General features: G+C 54.6%; 21 protein-coding genes. 7 read left to right on the forward strand and 14 right to left on the reverse strand.

The annotated features are described in order from the left end of the window. Nucleotides 1-16: 16 nt before the first annotated feature. From BM007_RS11075 to BM007_RS11125, 11 genes are all read right to left on the reverse strand, one after another. A complete protein-coding gene (locus BM007_RS11075) occupies nt 17-484 on the reverse strand; it encodes a phage tail protein (RefSeq protein ID WP_048990835.1) in 468 nt (155 codons plus the stop codon). Continuing rightward, nucleotides 447-692, reverse strand: coding sequence for an Rz1-like lysis system protein LysC (lysC, locus tag BM007_RS23270; protein ID WP_230581841.1), 246 nt, complete (start codon nt 690-692; stop codon nt 447-449). Before lysC ends, BM007_RS11075 begins: the two co-directional genes overlap by 38 nt. Continuing rightward, nucleotides 580-1,005 carry an Rz-like lysis system protein LysB gene (gene lysB / locus BM007_RS23430; protein WP_090418764.1) on the reverse strand — a complete coding sequence of 142 codons (426 nt, stop codon included), beginning with the start codon at nt 1,003-1,005 and terminating at the stop codon, nt 580-582. Before lysB ends, lysC begins: the two co-directional genes overlap by 113 nt. Beyond that, nucleotides 1,002-1,511, reverse strand: coding sequence for a lysozyme (locus tag BM007_RS11090; protein WP_090418767.1), 510 nt, complete (start codon nt 1,509-1,511; stop codon nt 1,002-1,004). Before BM007_RS11090 ends, lysB begins: the two co-directional genes overlap by 4 nt. After that, nucleotides 1,495-1,716, reverse strand: coding sequence for a phage holin family protein (locus BM007_RS11095; protein WP_023309247.1), 222 nt, complete (start codon nt 1,714-1,716; stop codon nt 1,495-1,497). Before BM007_RS11095 ends, BM007_RS11090 begins: the two co-directional genes overlap by 17 nt. Further along, nucleotides 1,707-1,910 carry a tail protein X gene (locus BM007_RS11100; RefSeq protein ID WP_061716452.1) on the reverse strand — a complete coding sequence of 68 codons (204 nt, stop codon included), beginning with the start codon at nt 1,908-1,910 and terminating at the stop codon, nt 1,707-1,709. The genes BM007_RS11095 and BM007_RS11100 overlap by 10 nt, the downstream gene beginning before the upstream one ends. A 178-nt stretch (nt 1,911-2,088) precedes the next feature. Then, a complete protein-coding gene (locus tag BM007_RS11105) occupies nt 2,089-2,529 on the reverse strand; it encodes a DinI-like family protein (protein ID WP_024906437.1) in 441 nt (146 codons plus the stop codon). A gap of 109 nt (nt 2,530-2,638) precedes the next feature. Then, nucleotides 2,639-4,828 carry a replication endonuclease gene (locus BM007_RS11110; RefSeq protein WP_090418770.1) on the reverse strand — a complete coding sequence of 730 codons (2,190 nt, stop codon included), beginning with the start codon at nt 4,826-4,828 and terminating at the stop codon, nt 2,639-2,641. A 1-nt stretch (nt 4,829) separates the two neighbouring features. Further along, complete coding sequence (locus BM007_RS11115; RefSeq protein WP_090418773.1) at nt 4,830-5,051, reverse strand: TraR/DksA family transcriptional regulator; 222 nt, start codon at nt 5,049-5,051, stop codon at nt 4,830-4,832. Further along, entirely contained in the window at nt 5,051-5,278 is a 228-nt protein-coding gene (locus BM007_RS11120) for a DUF2732 family protein (protein WP_023309252.1), read from the reverse strand. The genes BM007_RS11115 and BM007_RS11120 overlap by 1 nt, the downstream gene beginning before the upstream one ends. A gap of 68 nt (nt 5,279-5,346) precedes the next feature. Beyond that, entirely contained in the window at nt 5,347-5,685 is a 339-nt protein-coding gene (locus BM007_RS11125) for a DUF5347 domain-containing protein (RefSeq protein ID WP_024906434.1), read from the reverse strand. Between the two features lie 227 nt (nt 5,686-5,912). On the opposite strand from BM007_RS11125, the gene BM007_RS11130 reads away from it, so the two are divergent. The 6 genes from BM007_RS11130 (at nt 5,913) to BM007_RS11155 (ending at nt 10,111) form a co-directional block, all read left to right on the forward strand. Next, the gene (locus BM007_RS11130) at nt 5,913-6,488 is read left to right on the forward strand and encodes a phage repressor protein CI (protein WP_024906433.1); all 576 of its coding nucleotides are present in this window, start codon (nt 5,913-5,915) and stop codon (nt 6,486-6,488) included. A 271-nt stretch (nt 6,489-6,759) separates the two neighbouring features. Next, on the forward strand, nt 6,760-7,251 hold the full coding sequence (tssD, locus tag BM007_RS11135; protein WP_090418947.1) for a type VI secretion system tube protein TssD: 492 nt from the start codon (nt 6,760-6,762) through the stop codon (nt 7,249-7,251). A 12-nt stretch (nt 7,252-7,263) separates the two neighbouring features. Next, nucleotides 7,264-7,626: a tlde1 domain-containing protein gene (locus tag BM007_RS11140; protein WP_071994439.1), complete on the forward strand. Its 363-nt coding sequence runs from the start codon at nt 7,264-7,266 to the stop codon at nt 7,624-7,626. A gap of 101 nt (nt 7,627-7,727) precedes the next feature. After that, complete coding sequence (locus BM007_RS11145) at nt 7,728-8,090, forward strand: hypothetical protein (RefSeq protein ID WP_231103412.1); 363 nt, start codon at nt 7,728-7,730, stop codon at nt 8,088-8,090. A 211-nt stretch (nt 8,091-8,301) separates the two neighbouring features. Then, entirely contained in the window at nt 8,302-8,736 is a 435-nt protein-coding gene (locus BM007_RS11150) for a hypothetical protein (protein WP_061716449.1), read from the forward strand. A 205-nt stretch (nt 8,737-8,941) separates the two neighbouring features. Next, nucleotides 8,942-10,111: a coiled-coil domain-containing protein gene (locus BM007_RS11155; protein ID WP_024906429.1), complete on the forward strand. Its 1,170-nt coding sequence runs from the start codon at nt 8,942-8,944 to the stop codon at nt 10,109-10,111. Here the strand turns inward: BM007_RS11155 and BM007_RS11160 are convergent, their stop codons facing one another. Next, nucleotides 10,112-10,876 carry a siderophore-interacting protein gene (locus BM007_RS11160; RefSeq protein WP_090418776.1) on the reverse strand — a complete coding sequence of 255 codons (765 nt, stop codon included), beginning with the start codon at nt 10,874-10,876 and terminating at the stop codon, nt 10,112-10,114. It abuts the gene before it with no gap. 146 nt (nt 10,877-11,022) lie between these two features. Between BM007_RS11160 and BM007_RS11165 the strand changes: the two genes are divergently transcribed. Then, the gene (locus tag BM007_RS11165) at nt 11,023-11,517 is read left to right on the forward strand and encodes a PadR family transcriptional regulator (RefSeq protein WP_090418780.1); all 495 of its coding nucleotides are present in this window, start codon (nt 11,023-11,025) and stop codon (nt 11,515-11,517) included. On the opposite strand, the gene BM007_RS11170 is transcribed toward BM007_RS11165, so the two are convergent. Then, on the reverse strand, nt 11,514-13,073 hold the full coding sequence (locus tag BM007_RS11170; protein ID WP_024906426.1) for a methyl-accepting chemotaxis protein: 1,560 nt from the start codon (nt 13,071-13,073) through the stop codon (nt 11,514-11,516). The genes BM007_RS11165 and BM007_RS11170 overlap by 4 nt on opposite strands. Nucleotides 13,074-13,409: 336 nt before the next feature. Beyond that, complete coding sequence (locus tag BM007_RS11175) at nt 13,410-14,930, reverse strand: methyl-accepting chemotaxis protein (RefSeq protein WP_090418784.1); 1,521 nt, start codon at nt 14,928-14,930, stop codon at nt 13,410-13,412. Nucleotides 14,931-15,315 lie beyond the last annotated feature (385 nt).

Here is a 15,315-nt window from a genome sequence, read left to right on the forward strand (position 1 = left end):
CTTCAGCGCAGGGAGCTTAGTCCTCCCACTGGCTGACCAGCTCACCGTTGATGTACAACGCCTTCGGACGCGTGACGGGCTCCGGCAGCGGCGGCTCCGGGGAATAGGTCGCGTGCAGAGCGCCCTGCTCCTGAGTGACAAGAATGCGCTCGGTCAATTGCACGCTGATGGTGATATCCATCGTATCGTCATCGTTTAAGACGATCGTGAAGGTGTATCCGTTTTTGCGTCCTTCATCGAGGGTAAAAATATCCGGCTGATTTTCCCGCAGCCAGGCCAGCACCGGGACAAAAAATCCCTCGCTGTCGCCGGTGAAACCGCTGACCTTCGCGTTCAGCGCATACCGCTTTTCAAAGGAGAGCGAGGAGGCAAGTCGGGCGTCTATATTGCCGCTTCCGACCGACATCTGCAGGCGCTCCGGGTTGGCATTCAGCTGGGGGATCGCGTCAATTAATGCCTGACGCAGGCTCTTGAGTTTGTGCATCGAGTTTATCCTGACAGTCTTTTATGGTTTCAACCTGCAGCGCGCAGGCGATAAGGGCGTATTCAAGCCTGCGAATATCGGCGCTGAGATCGCCGTTAGTGGCGGGTTCGCTTCCCGGCATCGGGCAGCGGCTCACCTTCGGGCAGGCGTTGTAAACAATGGGCTGCGGAGGCACAGGCGGTGCGGGTGTGCAACCTGCGGACAGCATCAGGCAACTGAGCGGTATACCAGCGGCGTAACGCTTCATTTTCATTGAGTAATCTCCCGATAGTCGCTTCCCGTCTTGCCCTCTCCTCGCCCGCAGTAACAAGCTCCTCACGGAGCCTGACCTGGGCGTGTTCATTTGCTCTGGCCATCCGCTGCGACAGGGACAGCTGATGGTTAAGCGTGGCGAGGGCCGTTTTTTGCTCGCTGGCGACCCGGTTGGCCGTGGCTAAAGAACGGGACAGGGTCTGGTTGTCATGACGAAGCCACAGCGCGATCGCCAGCAGTCCGGCCAGCATCAGCATGAGGACTCTCATGGCAGCCCCTTCATGCACCAGGCCTTCTCGCGGACGCGGCGATTTTCCAGCCCGGTTTTTTTGACGCCGTTGACGTACACCCAGCGGGTAAGCTGCCCGCACGCCTGCGACCACTGTTTACGTTTGATAAAGGAGACCAGAGTCGAACGGCAGGCGGCGCCTGCGCCGACGTTAAAGGAAAAACTCACCAGCGCGTCGTAGACCCGCGGCGGCATCTCCACCGGCGCGCACGCCGCCAGACGACGCTCAACGTTGAGCACATCAGCGACCAGATTTACCGCGGCCTCACGCTCGGTAATGTCCCGCGTCGGCACGACGTTTGCCGTGTGGCCAATGCCTGACGTCCATACGCCAGCGCTGCACCGGTAGGGCGAGAGGCGACATCCTTCGAGATCGGCAATCAGCGCCAGCCCCTCCGGGGAGGTTTTCAGTAATCGAAAGTCAGGCATCAGCACCGCCAGGGCCAGCACGCCGGCGACGCTGCAACGCTTAATGATTGAGTTCACGAATGCTCTTCTTATCGAGGCCCAGAGACTGGAGGTAGCGCCAGGTTTTGCGCTTAAACCAGTAATTCGTCAGCGCGGTAAAAATGGCGCAAAGGCTCCCCACGTACAGCGCAACCTTTTCAGGAGACATCGCCCCGAACCAGGCCAGCGCCACGGCCAGCCAGTAGGCGATAACCGTGGTGATTTTCTCCAGGCTCAGTCCCATAGGTTTACGGATTCTTTGGTGGGGGCGCTATTCACCTCCGGCATCTCTACCGGCGTGCCGTGAGGCAAAATAACGCCTGACTCCGCGAGGCCAGGATTGGCCTTCAGAACGGCTTCTACGACGCCAACCGTGCGCCCATAATAGCGGGCGCAAACGGCATCAAGCGTGTCCCCCTGCATTGCATAGATCTTCATCAGACGCTCCCAACATCCGGTTACCAGGTACTGTAGAGTTTCCCGGGCCGGCGGTCTTTTCGCTATCGCTGACGGATGGACAATCTCGGACACAACAGACCGTCCACAAGCAGCGAAGCGTGGGTCGACGAAAGCGCAAAATCTGAATGAGGGTGTACGTTCGGGCTATGACGCTGGGCTAACGCCAGCTCTCGTCTTCCCAGACTTCCCGGAGAATATTATCCAGCATTTCGCGATCGGCCTCTCCTTCAAGCCCCTGGAGCTCGACTCCCGTCACCGATCCTATTTTCACGCTCACCCGCGATGACGGAAACAGGGATCGTATTCTGCGGGTCAGTTCGCACTGAAAGGCTTCAACGACGGCATGGCCAATCTGCTGATCTTTATCGAGCGTAATGTTCACCCGAACGTTACCCTCTTTTTTGATTCGTTCCGGAACAGGCGATGCTGAGAAAACAACGGTAAATGCGTTGTTCTTGATTAAATTTCCCCGCGCAATCTCAGCAATCAAATTCAGGGCAATCTCACGATCTCTTTCCTGACATGTTCCTTCTGTCGTCAGTCGCGCAATCATCTCGACGCGTTCAATCATGACCTGCTCGTTCAACTCTCTGTCCACACAACCTCCACCACGAGATACTGTATAAACATACAGTAGCACGTATTCATAAAAAGAGTGAAGCGAAAAATCAGAACCCTTCACGGTATGTACATGATATGGATGGAGATTAGCGGGCTCTCTGAGCGAAGAGATCCGTTAAATAGCCAATACGTTCAAGGATTTTCCGCGCCTTGTGCTGATAAGAACGCGCTGCCGGAAAGAGCGATCCGTCAGCTGCGCCTCTGCACCATTTGTCGTTAAAACGGCTTACGCCGCCCGCCATAAGATGCAGGGCCTCTCCGCGGCTGATGGCGATTCCGGTGGCGAGCCGTATCTCATCGATCACTTTCTCCGGAACCCCGTTCTGCGGGTCGCTCGCGAAGACGATGGGCGACGACGCGCCAGGGCGGATGAATTTGATGCGTTCGGTTAACGCCCGCCTCGCACGCCTGCTGAGGGGTTGAGAAAGATCGGTCTGCGTACAGTTATTGACAGAACTCCGAGAGGATACAGGTGCGTCCTTAAGATCCGCGGCCCGCTTCGGCACAATTTTCCACTGCGTGAGTCGGGTTATAATTGGGCTGCCCGCGCCAACGGCAGAATCGTACACGCCGCGGATGCGGACCGTTTCCTCGCCGTACTGGTTAAACCCGGCGCCCGGCTCATACAGGGTGCGCACCTGTAAATCATCGCGACGCACAAACGGGCCGCCCTGTGCAGTAACGTATCCCGCCCAGTCGCCGGCGTCGGCAGCCTCATGGACGGCGGCAAACTCGACGCTCAGACCGCGCGCGGCCTCGGGATCCGCCAGACGTCGCAGCTCGCGGTAGACCGTTACCGGCGCGCCGCCGATAAACTGAAACTGGCGAATGTGCCAGCGCCCCGCCCAGGCCGACACGGCGGACGCCGTCTCCTTCAGCAGCCCGCCGCTTTCGCTATCGGTCTCGCCATCGAGCGCATAGCCGTCGATATTCTTTGAGATGTATTTGGCAATATAGCCGGTAGCGCTGCCTTTCTGCGGATCGATCGCGTCCGCGTGAAAGCGAGCCTGTCTGGCGCTTTCGCTCTGCAGCTCAGCGGCATCCTCCTCCCGGGCGTAGTCCCCTATAATCCGGCGAACGCATTCGACGTCTTCCGGCCGCATAAACACCAGCATGTGCCAGTGGGGCGTACCGTCGTGATGGGGTTCCGCAACGCGGATACCGAAAATACGGATCCCATCACGGTGGAGCTTTGCGCGGATGCGCGCCCACAGTCGGGTGAGGTAGCCTTGCGTATCCGCCGGACTGGCCCCGTTCCACTTCGCGTTGGGGTAGCCTGATTTCAGCGTCGCGTGATACTGCGCGGGCGCGGTTAAGGTATAGAACTCGCCCACATAGCCCAGCGCCTCACAGATATTTTCAAACCCGCGGATACGGGTCATCAGTTCACAGCGTCGTATCGCCGGGTTGGCCACCGAGCTATCGAATTTTTCAATCAGGCTAATGCGGTTGCCCTCTTCATCTTCCAGCTCCATGCCCTTGAGAAATTCGCGGGTGCGGCGCTTCTGCTCGCGCCACTCGGTCACGCAGCGTTTGCTCGCATACGCCGTTCTCTTTTTGCTGACGTTGCCGAGGGCAATCTGCAAATGCTCGCGCCAGGCAGCCGCGACCCGACGCAGACGCCCGCGCCACCACGCCTCGGAAAACATGCGGATCACCGCCGCGGAAACGTCATCTTTGTCGAAACACGTCTTCGACACGCGCTCCCAGTGCGGAGGCGACACGTTGAACTGGCGGGCGATCAGTCCGGCGCGCTGATACCAGACGTACAGCGTCTGGTATTCGCCCATCTCAGCATCGTTAATATTCGCCAGCTCGCCGCGAATAAAGCTGGCGATATCGGCGGCCAGCAGGTCGATGTCCGCGCGGGACATATCCGGCAGACGGTTATAGCGGGCAACCAGTTCGACCATTCGCGAGGCAAGGTACTGCAGAAGCTGGGTATCGAAATGGCCGTCAAACACGGCTCGGGAGACTGCTTCATGCAAACCTGCGCAGGCATAGCGTTCAGAGACCCGCCGCAGGCGAGGTAACATTCTTTTGCAGAAGCGGATCAAAAAGGCGTTAGCCTGCGGGCTGCCACGATGCTGTTCGAGGGCGTCAACCGCGCGCCAGACCTCAAAACGCACGCAGTCAGGCTGCTGTGAAAGAGCCATTCTTGCCTGCTTCAGCGCCGCGAAAAGGCGATCGCGGCGCTGCTGTTGGGCATGGGTGAGATAAGGGCTGGCAATGGCCGACCGTGGGGCATTCCACGGATAAGCAAATGACGTCGCCAACTCATCCTCCCCGGACGTGTTTATTTTTCATCTCTGCGATCTCCTGGCAGGTTACGCACAGGGCCACACCGGGCACCGCCATACGGCGCGCCTGCGGTATCGGCGCCTCGCAGTCCTCGCAGAGGAAACGCGAAGGCGATGCGGGTCGTCTGCGGGCGCGATTAATGTGGCGCTCTCTGTCTTCCTGCTCGCGCGCCTGGGCAAGATCGATAAAATCGGCCATCAGTGCAGCTCCTGTGATTCACGCTCGTAGCGGGCCGCCTCGTGGCACAGCAGTTCGGCAACGTCCTCTCCGCTCATACCGGTTTTGTAGATATGGCTCGCCAGCGCCTCCAGGCGCAGGGAGACCGCGAGGGCTCGCGCGCATCGTTCCTCCGTTTTTGCCTCTGCCAGCAGGCGTTTCAGTTCTTCACTTCCGATCGGATAAGGGCGGTTTTCACTGTTTCGCATCACGCGTTCTCCTTAAATTCAGGCAAAAGGATGCCCGGCGGGTTTACGCCATTAGTTTTTGGGTTGGGTTATATCGGCATGGTCAGCCGTTCAGGAAATAAACTCACAACAGCACGAAAATGGTTCATGGCGTTAATCAGCGCCCGTTTCTCTTCGGTCGTCAGCTCGCTGATATCGCACTCATGACGGGCGACGGGTAATCTCGCAAGGAAAAAGAGGGCGGCCAGCGCCCTGCAGTTCTCCTCAAAACAGGGATCGCGCTTATCGCGCAGCTCGGCCATAAACCGCGCCAGCTCTTTTCCGCTATCGCTCCCGTATCGGGCGCGCAGTTCAGCGACGTGGTTAAGCCCGTTAAGACGCGCTCCCACGCTAAGTGGAACCCTTGCACGGGCAGCTTCTATCGCCATATCACCCCTCGCATAAATTCACGCACGCTAATGTGCTGAAAACGGGTACAGCACGGTTTTTTCCACCGTTTGATGATTGCGATTTCAGAAGCCATGCTGCATGATTCCCATTTTGATACTGTCTGCAATCATTAGCCTCTGTTTGCCAACGTCTGCCGCTGATTGCCCGAATTTGCAATGATATTAATACCCAATTGAGTATTAGTAAACACCCAAAGGAATATATTTTGATCTTAGATTCTCAAGTGAATAATGAAGAGTTACTCGATAGAATCTGTCAGGTATATGGTTTCACGCAGAAAATCCAGCTGGCCCGGCACTTTAATATCGCCGCCAGCTCGCTTCAGAACCGCTACGCGCGCGGTACCGTCTCTTACGACTTTGCGGTTCAGTGCGCGCTGGACACCGGCGCCAGCCTTCGCTGGCTGATGACCGGCCAAGGGGCGCAGTTTGAAGGTCACCCCGTGCCGGGCGATCCCGTTTCAGTTTCGACATTCACACTCAGTGACGGGAGACTGGAAGAAAATTCCATTTTGAGTATAGACTCTGCTTTCTTTAGCAAACCGCTGGCGCGCGGCATCGCCGTCCGGGCGGAGGGGAAGCTGCACTTTATCGAAAAAGACGCATCGTTAACCGACGGCCTGTGGCTGGTTGAGATTGAAGGCACCGCCAGCATCCGCGACCTGACGCTGCTGCCGGGTAAAAAACTTCACGTGGCGGGCGGCAAGGTTCCGTTTGAGTGCGGTATCGACGAGATTAAAACGGTAGGGCGTGTGGTGGGGATCTATAGCGAAGTAAGCTGAGGATGTTTCATCCCCCCCTCGTGGCTGTGGATCTGCCGCAAGATAAACCGATACAGAGAAGCGAATTATATGTCCGTATAATTCGCTTCTCTGTTCTTGTTTAATCAGGCTTATAACACTCATAAAAAAATATATGTTTTTAAATTATATTTTTTATTACTTCATTCAACCAATGAATGCATGTAACTGTAGTGACACGAAATATTACAAACAGAAAAATCATGAAGGAGTAAGGTCAGAGAAATTAATTAAATAAATGGAGTTAACCAGAATGGCTATACCAGTTTATCTCTGGCTTTACAGCGAAGAAGGGAAACAGTTAAAAGGTAGCGTTGATGTACATAGACGCGAAGGTAGCATTGAAATAACCGGACTGTCACACGGCGTAGAGATACCTACAGATGATTACTCCGGAAAAATAACAGCCACACGCCAACATTCTCCCTTTGTTTTTACAAAAGCGCAAGACGTCTCAAGTCCTTACCTTTATCAGATCGTTAGTACGGGGAGTGTTCTTAAATCTGCTGAGCTAAAAATTTATCGAATCAACCACGCAGGGCAGGAAGAAGAATATTTTAATATTTTTATGGAAAATGCACGTATTACCTGCATTGTGCCTTATATGGAAGATGTGAAGGATCCCGACTTCACACATTATGATCATATGGAAGCCATAGAAATGACATATGAAAAAATAACATGGAAATATCTGGACGGTAACATTGTCCATTCCGATAGCTGGAAAGAACGCAGCGCGGCATAAGGGGAATAGCTCATGGCATGGACCTACTACCAAAGTACCGGTGAACTGTGGCATAAAGGTAAACTTATTGGCACAGGGTATTCCGGAAACCTGACAAACAAAAATAATCCAGACCGTCAGCACGTTAAGGGGATGGGACCATTACCACGCGGAACGTATCGCATAGGAGGCCATACATCCTCAAGGGGGCCAATGACAATTAACCTCAAACAAACCTCTGGTGAGAGCTATGGGCGATCGCTGTTTCGCATCCATGGTGAGAAAAAGGCACCAGCCATTCCTGGTTTTGCATCAGAGGGCTGCATTATCATGGGACCTCACATTCGCTCTAAAATAATTCTTTCGTCAGATCGTACGCTTGAGGTAGTTCGTTGAAAAAGTACGTGTTTTCTCTAATTACCTGCATTCTTACGGCTTCCTGTATAGCGTCAGAGAGTGACTGGATAACCTATATTAAGCTGGTGTCCAGCGCTGACATGGCAGCTATTCAGGCATTACCAGCGAAGATTAAAAGCACTGGTGATAATCTGGATGACGAGCATGCTGAACAGTTGGCGACCGCCATCAGCATGGCGCTTATCCGCGCCCCAGAATTAGTGCTGAATGTCACCAATCAATTTGAGTTGAACCCAGACCCTTTACAGCAACGGTTTGGAACCACTTTGATATGTAGCATACCGATGATGATACACAGCACTAATGCGGAGGTTGAAACCTATTTAGCAAAGGCTAAACCAGCATTGGAGAAAGCGGGCTCCCCAGCAAGAGAATGCTTAAGCAATATGCTCGATGTAATCAATGAGGTTAAGCAAGAAAAGGATAAGGACTCAAAACGTTAGCATCATATTATAACAAGCGCTTTTCTGAGCGCTTAATCTTTGAACCATTAAATAATAAACTACATATCACTCCAGTTTATCCAAAAATAAAAGAGCACATGGCTAAATCCTCCCTTTCAACCATCACCGTATCAAATAACAGCGGCTGCTCGGCTATGAGTGCGACGCAGAAATTTGAAAATATCTATATCCCACCGGGAATGAACTTGATATGAAAACGATGCAGCTGTTTTTGATTATGTTAGTGATATCGCACGTGGCTTATGCAAATGACTGTACTTCTGTTGAAGAAATGGACAAGGCAGATAACGCAGCCTCTGCCATTCAGGACTGGCAAGGCATCCATTCTTTTTACAAAAATTACAGACAGTGTGATGAGGGATATATCGCAGAAGGGATATCAGCGACTATTGTCGGGCTGTTAGCCGACAACTGGAAAACCTCCCATCAACTCATGCAGCTATCTGTAAACGATCGCGCTTTTGAGTCATGGATGATTAATCACATCGATACGACCACGAACGATCGCGAGCTCGATAAAGTCGTGAGAAACGCCACGGATAGCTGTCCCGAAGGCGGTAAAGCGTTCTGCAATCAGATTGAGAATGCCGCACAAGGCGCGTTGAAGGAATTGCAAAGCCCATAGCCAAGAATGGTTTCACAGGTAGAGCAGGAAACGGAGCTATCCTCACCCTCCACCTTACAGGCTCCTGCTCACTTCCCCACCTCACAAACTGCAAAACTAAAGAAATCCCCCATCGCGCCGATCATCATCCGTGTGTATTATTTCCTGTAGCTTTTACAACAACTAACCTTAACTCAAATACTTAAGCGCCAAAGCGAAAGGCATCATGAGCACACCGATCAAACGGCTAGAAATCATTAAAAATGCCATTGAACTGGAAGATGACGACATCATCCAGAGCCAGCTGACACGCCTGAAAAATGAAGCGTTTGACGATGAGCTACAGGCAATCGTCGTGGCGCTTGAGGAGAAGAACTACACCGCGGCCATGGCGGCCATTACCGCCTGGCTGCAGGGCCAGCGCGCCGTCACCCCGTGGCGCGACCCGCAGGTGGCCGCCAGCAAGCTGGAGCTGAAGGCGCTGGAAGAGCGTCTGCGCGATCTGATTGACCGCCGCAACGCCCGCGTGCAGCAGCTTGATGAGTTTAACGATCTCTATTTTTCCCGCCTTGGGCCGCTGATGCAGCAGATCCTCGCCCTGCGTAAAACCCTGGCGGAGCTAAACCTGCGTCGTCAGCAGGCGGAAGCGCGTCGTCGCGAGGAAGATTACCGTCGCTGCCAGCACTATATGGCGCAGGCGGTAGAGGTGCTGGCGACGCTCACCCAGCGCTGGCGCGATCTCCCGGCCGACTCCGTCCAGGCCGCTGAGGCGCGTAAGCATCTGGAACAGCAAAGCAATCTGATTGCCAACCTGCTGGCCGAAGCGCTGGAGCTGGAGAGCGGCTTAACGCGCGAAGAGGAGCCTGCGCGTCAGGCGCGCGACGAGGCGAACGAAGAGTACGAGAAGTATCGCGAACAGCATCACGATGCCGAAGTGCGGCTGCGCAAAGGTAAGCATCTTTCGGAAGAAGACCAGAACGAGCTCAAGCGCCTCTGGCGGCAGGCGAGCAAGCTCTGCCACCCGGACCTCGTGGCGGACGATTTGAAAGAAGAAGCCAACAGCATGATGGTGCAGCTTAACCAGGCGAAGCAGCGCGGCGATGTGAAAGCCATTCGCTCGCTGGTGGCCCGCCTGCAACAGGGCTTCGAGCCATTGATGGCCAGCGACAGGCTGAACGATCTGGAACGTATCCGCAAAAAAATGGCGCAGGTCCGCGAGCAAATCGACATTTTAGTGAACGAGCTGGCGGAACTGGAGAAAGAGGAGTCCTGGCTGCTGGTCTCGTCGCTCAATAATATGGAAGCGTACTTCGCTCAGCAGGAGAAAGCGCTGCACGAGGTCCGCGCCTCGCTCGAACATCAGGTGAACGAAGCGCAGCTGGATTCCGCCGCCTGATTATTTGGCGTGCCAGTATGCGCTGGCACGCACCAGCTGCGGATCAATCGCGTCGGTTTCAAACTGACGGCTCAGCGTTTTCACCACCTTCCCTTCCCCGGTCAGCCAGATGAAGTAGTCTTCCCCCGGAACGGTCAGCGCCGTCAGATGTTCTGCGACCGCCTGCTCGCTATGGCCCACCACCCAGGTGATATTGAACCCGCTCAGGTGCGCCAGATAGTCTTTATAAGATTCGTCCCCGACCGTCACGACCGCATGAACCTCCGGGCGAACCGGCAGTTTAGCAATGCTTTCTAAACGTCGACGCAGCGCGGGCATGCCGGATTCATCGCACACGTACAGCTGCCAGGCGTAATCCTCCGGCGCCACCAGCGAACCGCGCGGGCCGCCGATGGTCAGCCTGTCGCCCGCTTTCGCCTCGACCGCCCAGCTGCTGGCAATGCCGCCGTCATGAATGAAGAAATCGAGAACCAGTTCATGATTTGCCTCATCGTAGAGCGGCGTATAGTCGCGCGCCTGCGGACGCACGCCGTCGCCCCAGTCGATGCCTTCATCGGTGACCACCGGCGGCGTAAACGTCGTCCCGGGTGCCGGGAAAAAGACTTTGGTATGGTCGTCGAAACCGCGGGAGCTAAAGCCCTCCAGCGCCTCGCCGCCTAAAACAATGCGCTGGAAACCCGCGCTGGCGCGCTCAGCGCGGAGCACCGTCAGCTCGCGAAAACGCAGGTCATTACGAACACGCTGTGGATAACGGGTAGATGCCATTTTTAGACCCTTTGCTGGTTAATACGATATATCTAAATCAATTTTCAAATGATAATGATTACTAATAAGGAAAAATGCAAGATCTTTTAGATTGCATCTGAATATATCTTAGATATAGTTTAGATATATCAATTAAAGGACCTGTTATGCGACACGAACACGACAGCGGCGGGCGCCGACCGCGCTTTTTCGGCCACGGCGATCTGCGGCTGGTGATTCTGGATATCCTGACCCGTAGCGCGAGCCACGGCTACGAACTGATCAAAGAGATTGAAAACCTGACCCAGGGGAATTACACCCCGAGCCCGGGCGTCATCTATCCAACCCTGGATTATCTTCAGGATCAGACCTTTATCACCATTACGGAAGAAGAGAGCGGGCGTAAGCGCATTGCGATTACCGCTGAAGGACAGCGCTGGCTGGATGAAAACCGGGAACAGCTGGAACAGATCCAGGTGCGTATCAAAGCGCGCAGCGTCGGTTTTCAGCTGCGCAAAAACCCGCAGATGAAGCGGGCGCTGGATAACTTCAAAGCGGTGTTAGACCTGAAGGTGAATCAGGGAGAGCTCAGCGACGCGCAGCTTAAGCAGATTATCGGCGTGATTGACCGCGCGGCGCTGGAGATCTCCCAGCTGGATTAAGCCGGCGCGTGCTCGCTCACGCGGAAGACGCGTACCAGCTCTTTCAGGTGCATCGCCTGTTCGTTAAGCGATGCCGCTGCAGCTACAGACTCCTCCACCAGCGCGGAGTTCTGCTGGGTGGTGGCATCAATCAGGCCAATCGCGCTGTTAATCTGCGAGATACCTTCCGTCTGCTCGTGGCTGGCCTGGCGAATTTCCCGCAGAATCACGTCCATCTCCTCCACGTTACCCACCATCCCGTTGATCAGCCCACTCGCTTTTTCGACAAGGTTCATCCCGTCCTGGGTCTGGCTGGTGGAGCTCTCAATCAGCTCCCGGATTTCGCTGGCAGACGACGCGCTCTTCTGGGCAAGCTGGCGAACCTCACCGGCCACCACCGCAAAGCCGCGTCCGTGCTCGCCGGCGCGCGCCGCTTCCACCGCCGCGTTCAGCGCCAGAATGTTGGTCTGGAACGCAATGGCGTCGATCAGGTCGATAATGTCGGACATCCGGTTCGATGTTTCGTTAATCAGGCGCATTTTGCTGGTCACCTGCTTCATCATCTCACCGTTGTTTTTGACCACCGTGGCGGCATCGGCCGAAAGGTTGGTCGCTTCCCCGGTATGCGAGGCAGTATTTTTCACCGTCGCGGTGATCTGCTCCATCGAGGCAGCGGTCTGTTCGACAGAACTTGCCTGCTCTTCCGTGCGCGCGGCCAAATCCTGGTTCCCGGCGACAATCTGCGCGGCTGCGCTGGAGATATTCTCCGAGCCGGTTTGCACCTGCTGCACAATGTCCAACAGTCGCGTCTTCATCTCCATCAGCGCATGCAGCAGCAGACCCGTTTCGTCTTTGCCGTGCGGCGTGATGCTTCCCGTCAGATCGCCCTCTGAAATGGCTTTTGCAAAATGCACCGCCTCGCCGAGCGGACGTGTGATAGCGCGCACGATAAACCAGCCAATCAGGCTGCCTGCCACGACGCTAAAGAGCGTGATCAGGATCAGCAGCAGGCGGTTAGACCTGAAATCTCCTTCTACCTGCGCCCCTGCACTCTGCATCTCGCTGTTTTGAATCGTAATCAGCTCCTTCACCTTCGCTTTATAAGCCTGCTGCACGGCGAGGGTGGTGGTCATCATCTCCTGAATAGCGCCCGCACGATTGTTGTTCTGCACCGCCTGCAAAATGCGGTAGCGCGAGTCCAGATACTGCTGGCGCACGCTGCGGATATCCGCCAGCACCTGCTGAGACTTTTGATCCTGCAGCGCGTTGTTCAGCTCGCCGAGGATCACCGTGATGTGCTCGCTGATCTCTTTCAGGCGCTGCTGCGATTGCCCCGTGTAGGTACCCTGCTCATCCAGCAGCATCAGCTGTTGCGTGCTAATAAATTCCTGGAAGTTATCGATTAACTGGTTCGCTTTTACCGTGGTCGGATAATCACTGGTAATAATGGATTGCATCCCGTTATTAGCCCGGTTCAGACTCAGCAGAGACAGGCTCGCGCTGATCGCCATCAGGACAATAAAGAATCCAAACGCCAGAAATAATTTCGTGCCGATCTTTACGTCATGTAAGAACATATTTTCTCCATCGATGTGATTATTTCTCAGACGATCGCTGTTATCGGTAACGAATTTTCTAACTTTATGACTTTGATCGTTTTTTTATTTCATAACCCTCACAATGCATAGGTGTAGGCTATTAATATTGCTTCATCGATCGTTACCAGACCGTCAAACGAGGTATTTTTGAAACAGGATTCTGAAGAACTGACTTAGGCAGGAATAAATAACTGAGGCACTTTCTTTAGTTATTTAATATGAACTTAACAATAAAATACATTAATAGTCACAACCAGAAAATAAAAAGCCGCTTATTCCTTACGGAATAAACGGCTTTTCCGGAACATTATTGACTCAATGGAGCACAGTCACCGCATCCTTAAGGCGTCCGGCGCGATGCTTCACCATCGCAGAAATGTGGGCGCTCTCCTCGACCAGGTCGGCGTTTTTCTGCGTGATGCTGTCGAGTTCAGCCACCGCGCGGGTCAACTCTGACAGTCCGGTTGCCTGCTCGGAGGTCGCGTGGCTGATCTGGGCGATAAGCTGCGTCACGTTTTTCACCTGCACAACGATATCATCCATCGTACGGCCTGCGGCGTGTACCTGCTCAGAGCCGGACTGCACCTTGCTGGCGCTGGCATCAATGAGTTTACGAATATCATTAGCCGCACTGGCGCTGCGGCTGGCGAGATGACGGACTTCACCCGCGACCACGGCAAACCCTTTACCCTGCTCCCCTGCCCTTGCTGCTTCAACCGCCGCGTTTAGCGCCAGAATATTGGTCTGGAAAGCGATATCGTTAATCAGGGAGGTAATCGAGCCAATTCGCTGCGTGCTGTCGGCAATGTCATCCATGGTTTTAACGACAGTCTGCATCGCGTTGCCCCCTTTCGTTGCCGCGCTGCTCGCGGCCACCGAGAGTTTGTCCACCTCGGCGGCGGTTTCGGAGTTACTCTGAACGGACGCGGCCATCTGGTTCATTGTTGCGACGGTCTGCTGCACGTTCGCCACGGTCTGACGCGTCCGATCGTTCAGATCTTCATTCCCCTGCGCCAGCCTGTCGCTGCCGTCACGGACGCTCACCACCTGGCTCGACACGTCATTGATTAACCAGCGGCACATCAGGCCCAGTTGCCCGACCGCACGCAGCGTCAGCCCCAGCTCGTCGCTGCGGTTCAGGTGCTGCACGCTGTTGCGCTCGCCGGTTGCGACCTTCAGCGCCTGTTGCGCCACATTCTCTACCGGGCGGACAATCTGTTGCTCAAACAGCAGCGTCCCCAGCAGCATTACCAGCGCGGCTGCGGCAAGCGGCATCCACCCGGCGGAGGTCGCGACCAGCGTGGCGGCGAGTACGGCAAAAAGCACCGCCATCACGCTGCGCACACGCCAGCGCAGCGGCATTGCCGGCAGTTTGCCCAGCCAGCCCTTTCCGACCACCAGCCCTTTATGAATACGTTTTTTACAGCGCCCGTCGTTCAGCGCCCGGTAGAGCGGCTCCACGGTGGCAATCTCTTCCGCTGTGGCTTTGGTGCGAATGGACATATAGCCCGTCACCTGCCCGCGGCGCACCATCGGTACCGCATTCGCACGCACCCAGTAGTGGTCGCCGTTTTTGCGCCGGTTTTTAACAATCCCGCTCCACGGCTCGCCCTGCTGCAGCGTGTACCACATATCGGCAAACGCGGCTTTTGGCATATCGGGATGGCGTACCATATTGTGCGGCTGGCCCGTCAGCTCATCGAGCTGGTAGCCGCTCACCTGCACAAAGGTGTCGTTGGCGTGGGTGATGTAGCTGTGGACGTCTGTTGTAGACATTAAGGTGGTGTCATCGTCCAGAGGATATTCATTCTGGGTGACATAGGTTGGAGAGGACATCGTGGGCATCCCTTGCAGGTTATTTGAATGTTAATTTTGTGGGTCAATGTTTTTTCGGCGGTAAACAATTTATCTTTAGTTGTTAAACTTGATGGAGATCGCAGATTTGACTTAAACCATACTTTTTGTACGATTTTTTAATTCATTGATTTCAAATACTTTCGTAAAGAAATTACCTGTAAAGCATGACCCGTTAACGCCCCCTTAAGTTGCAGCGAATGCACTTCTTTAGTGCAGCTGCGCGTTTCCGTCCTCATTTATCCTCTCTTCCCTGTACCGCTAAAACCCGTTTCGGTTGCTCCGGCATGATTAAATATTGTGCAACATTATTTTAACCTGGCGTTTATCCCGATTTTCGTTAAGTCATCTGAAGTGGCGTAATCCC

The organism is Enterobacter sp. NFIX59 (assembly GCF_900113755.1).
Taxonomy (GTDB): Bacteria; Pseudomonadota; Gammaproteobacteria; order Enterobacterales; family Enterobacteriaceae; genus Enterobacter; species Enterobacter pseudoroggenkampii.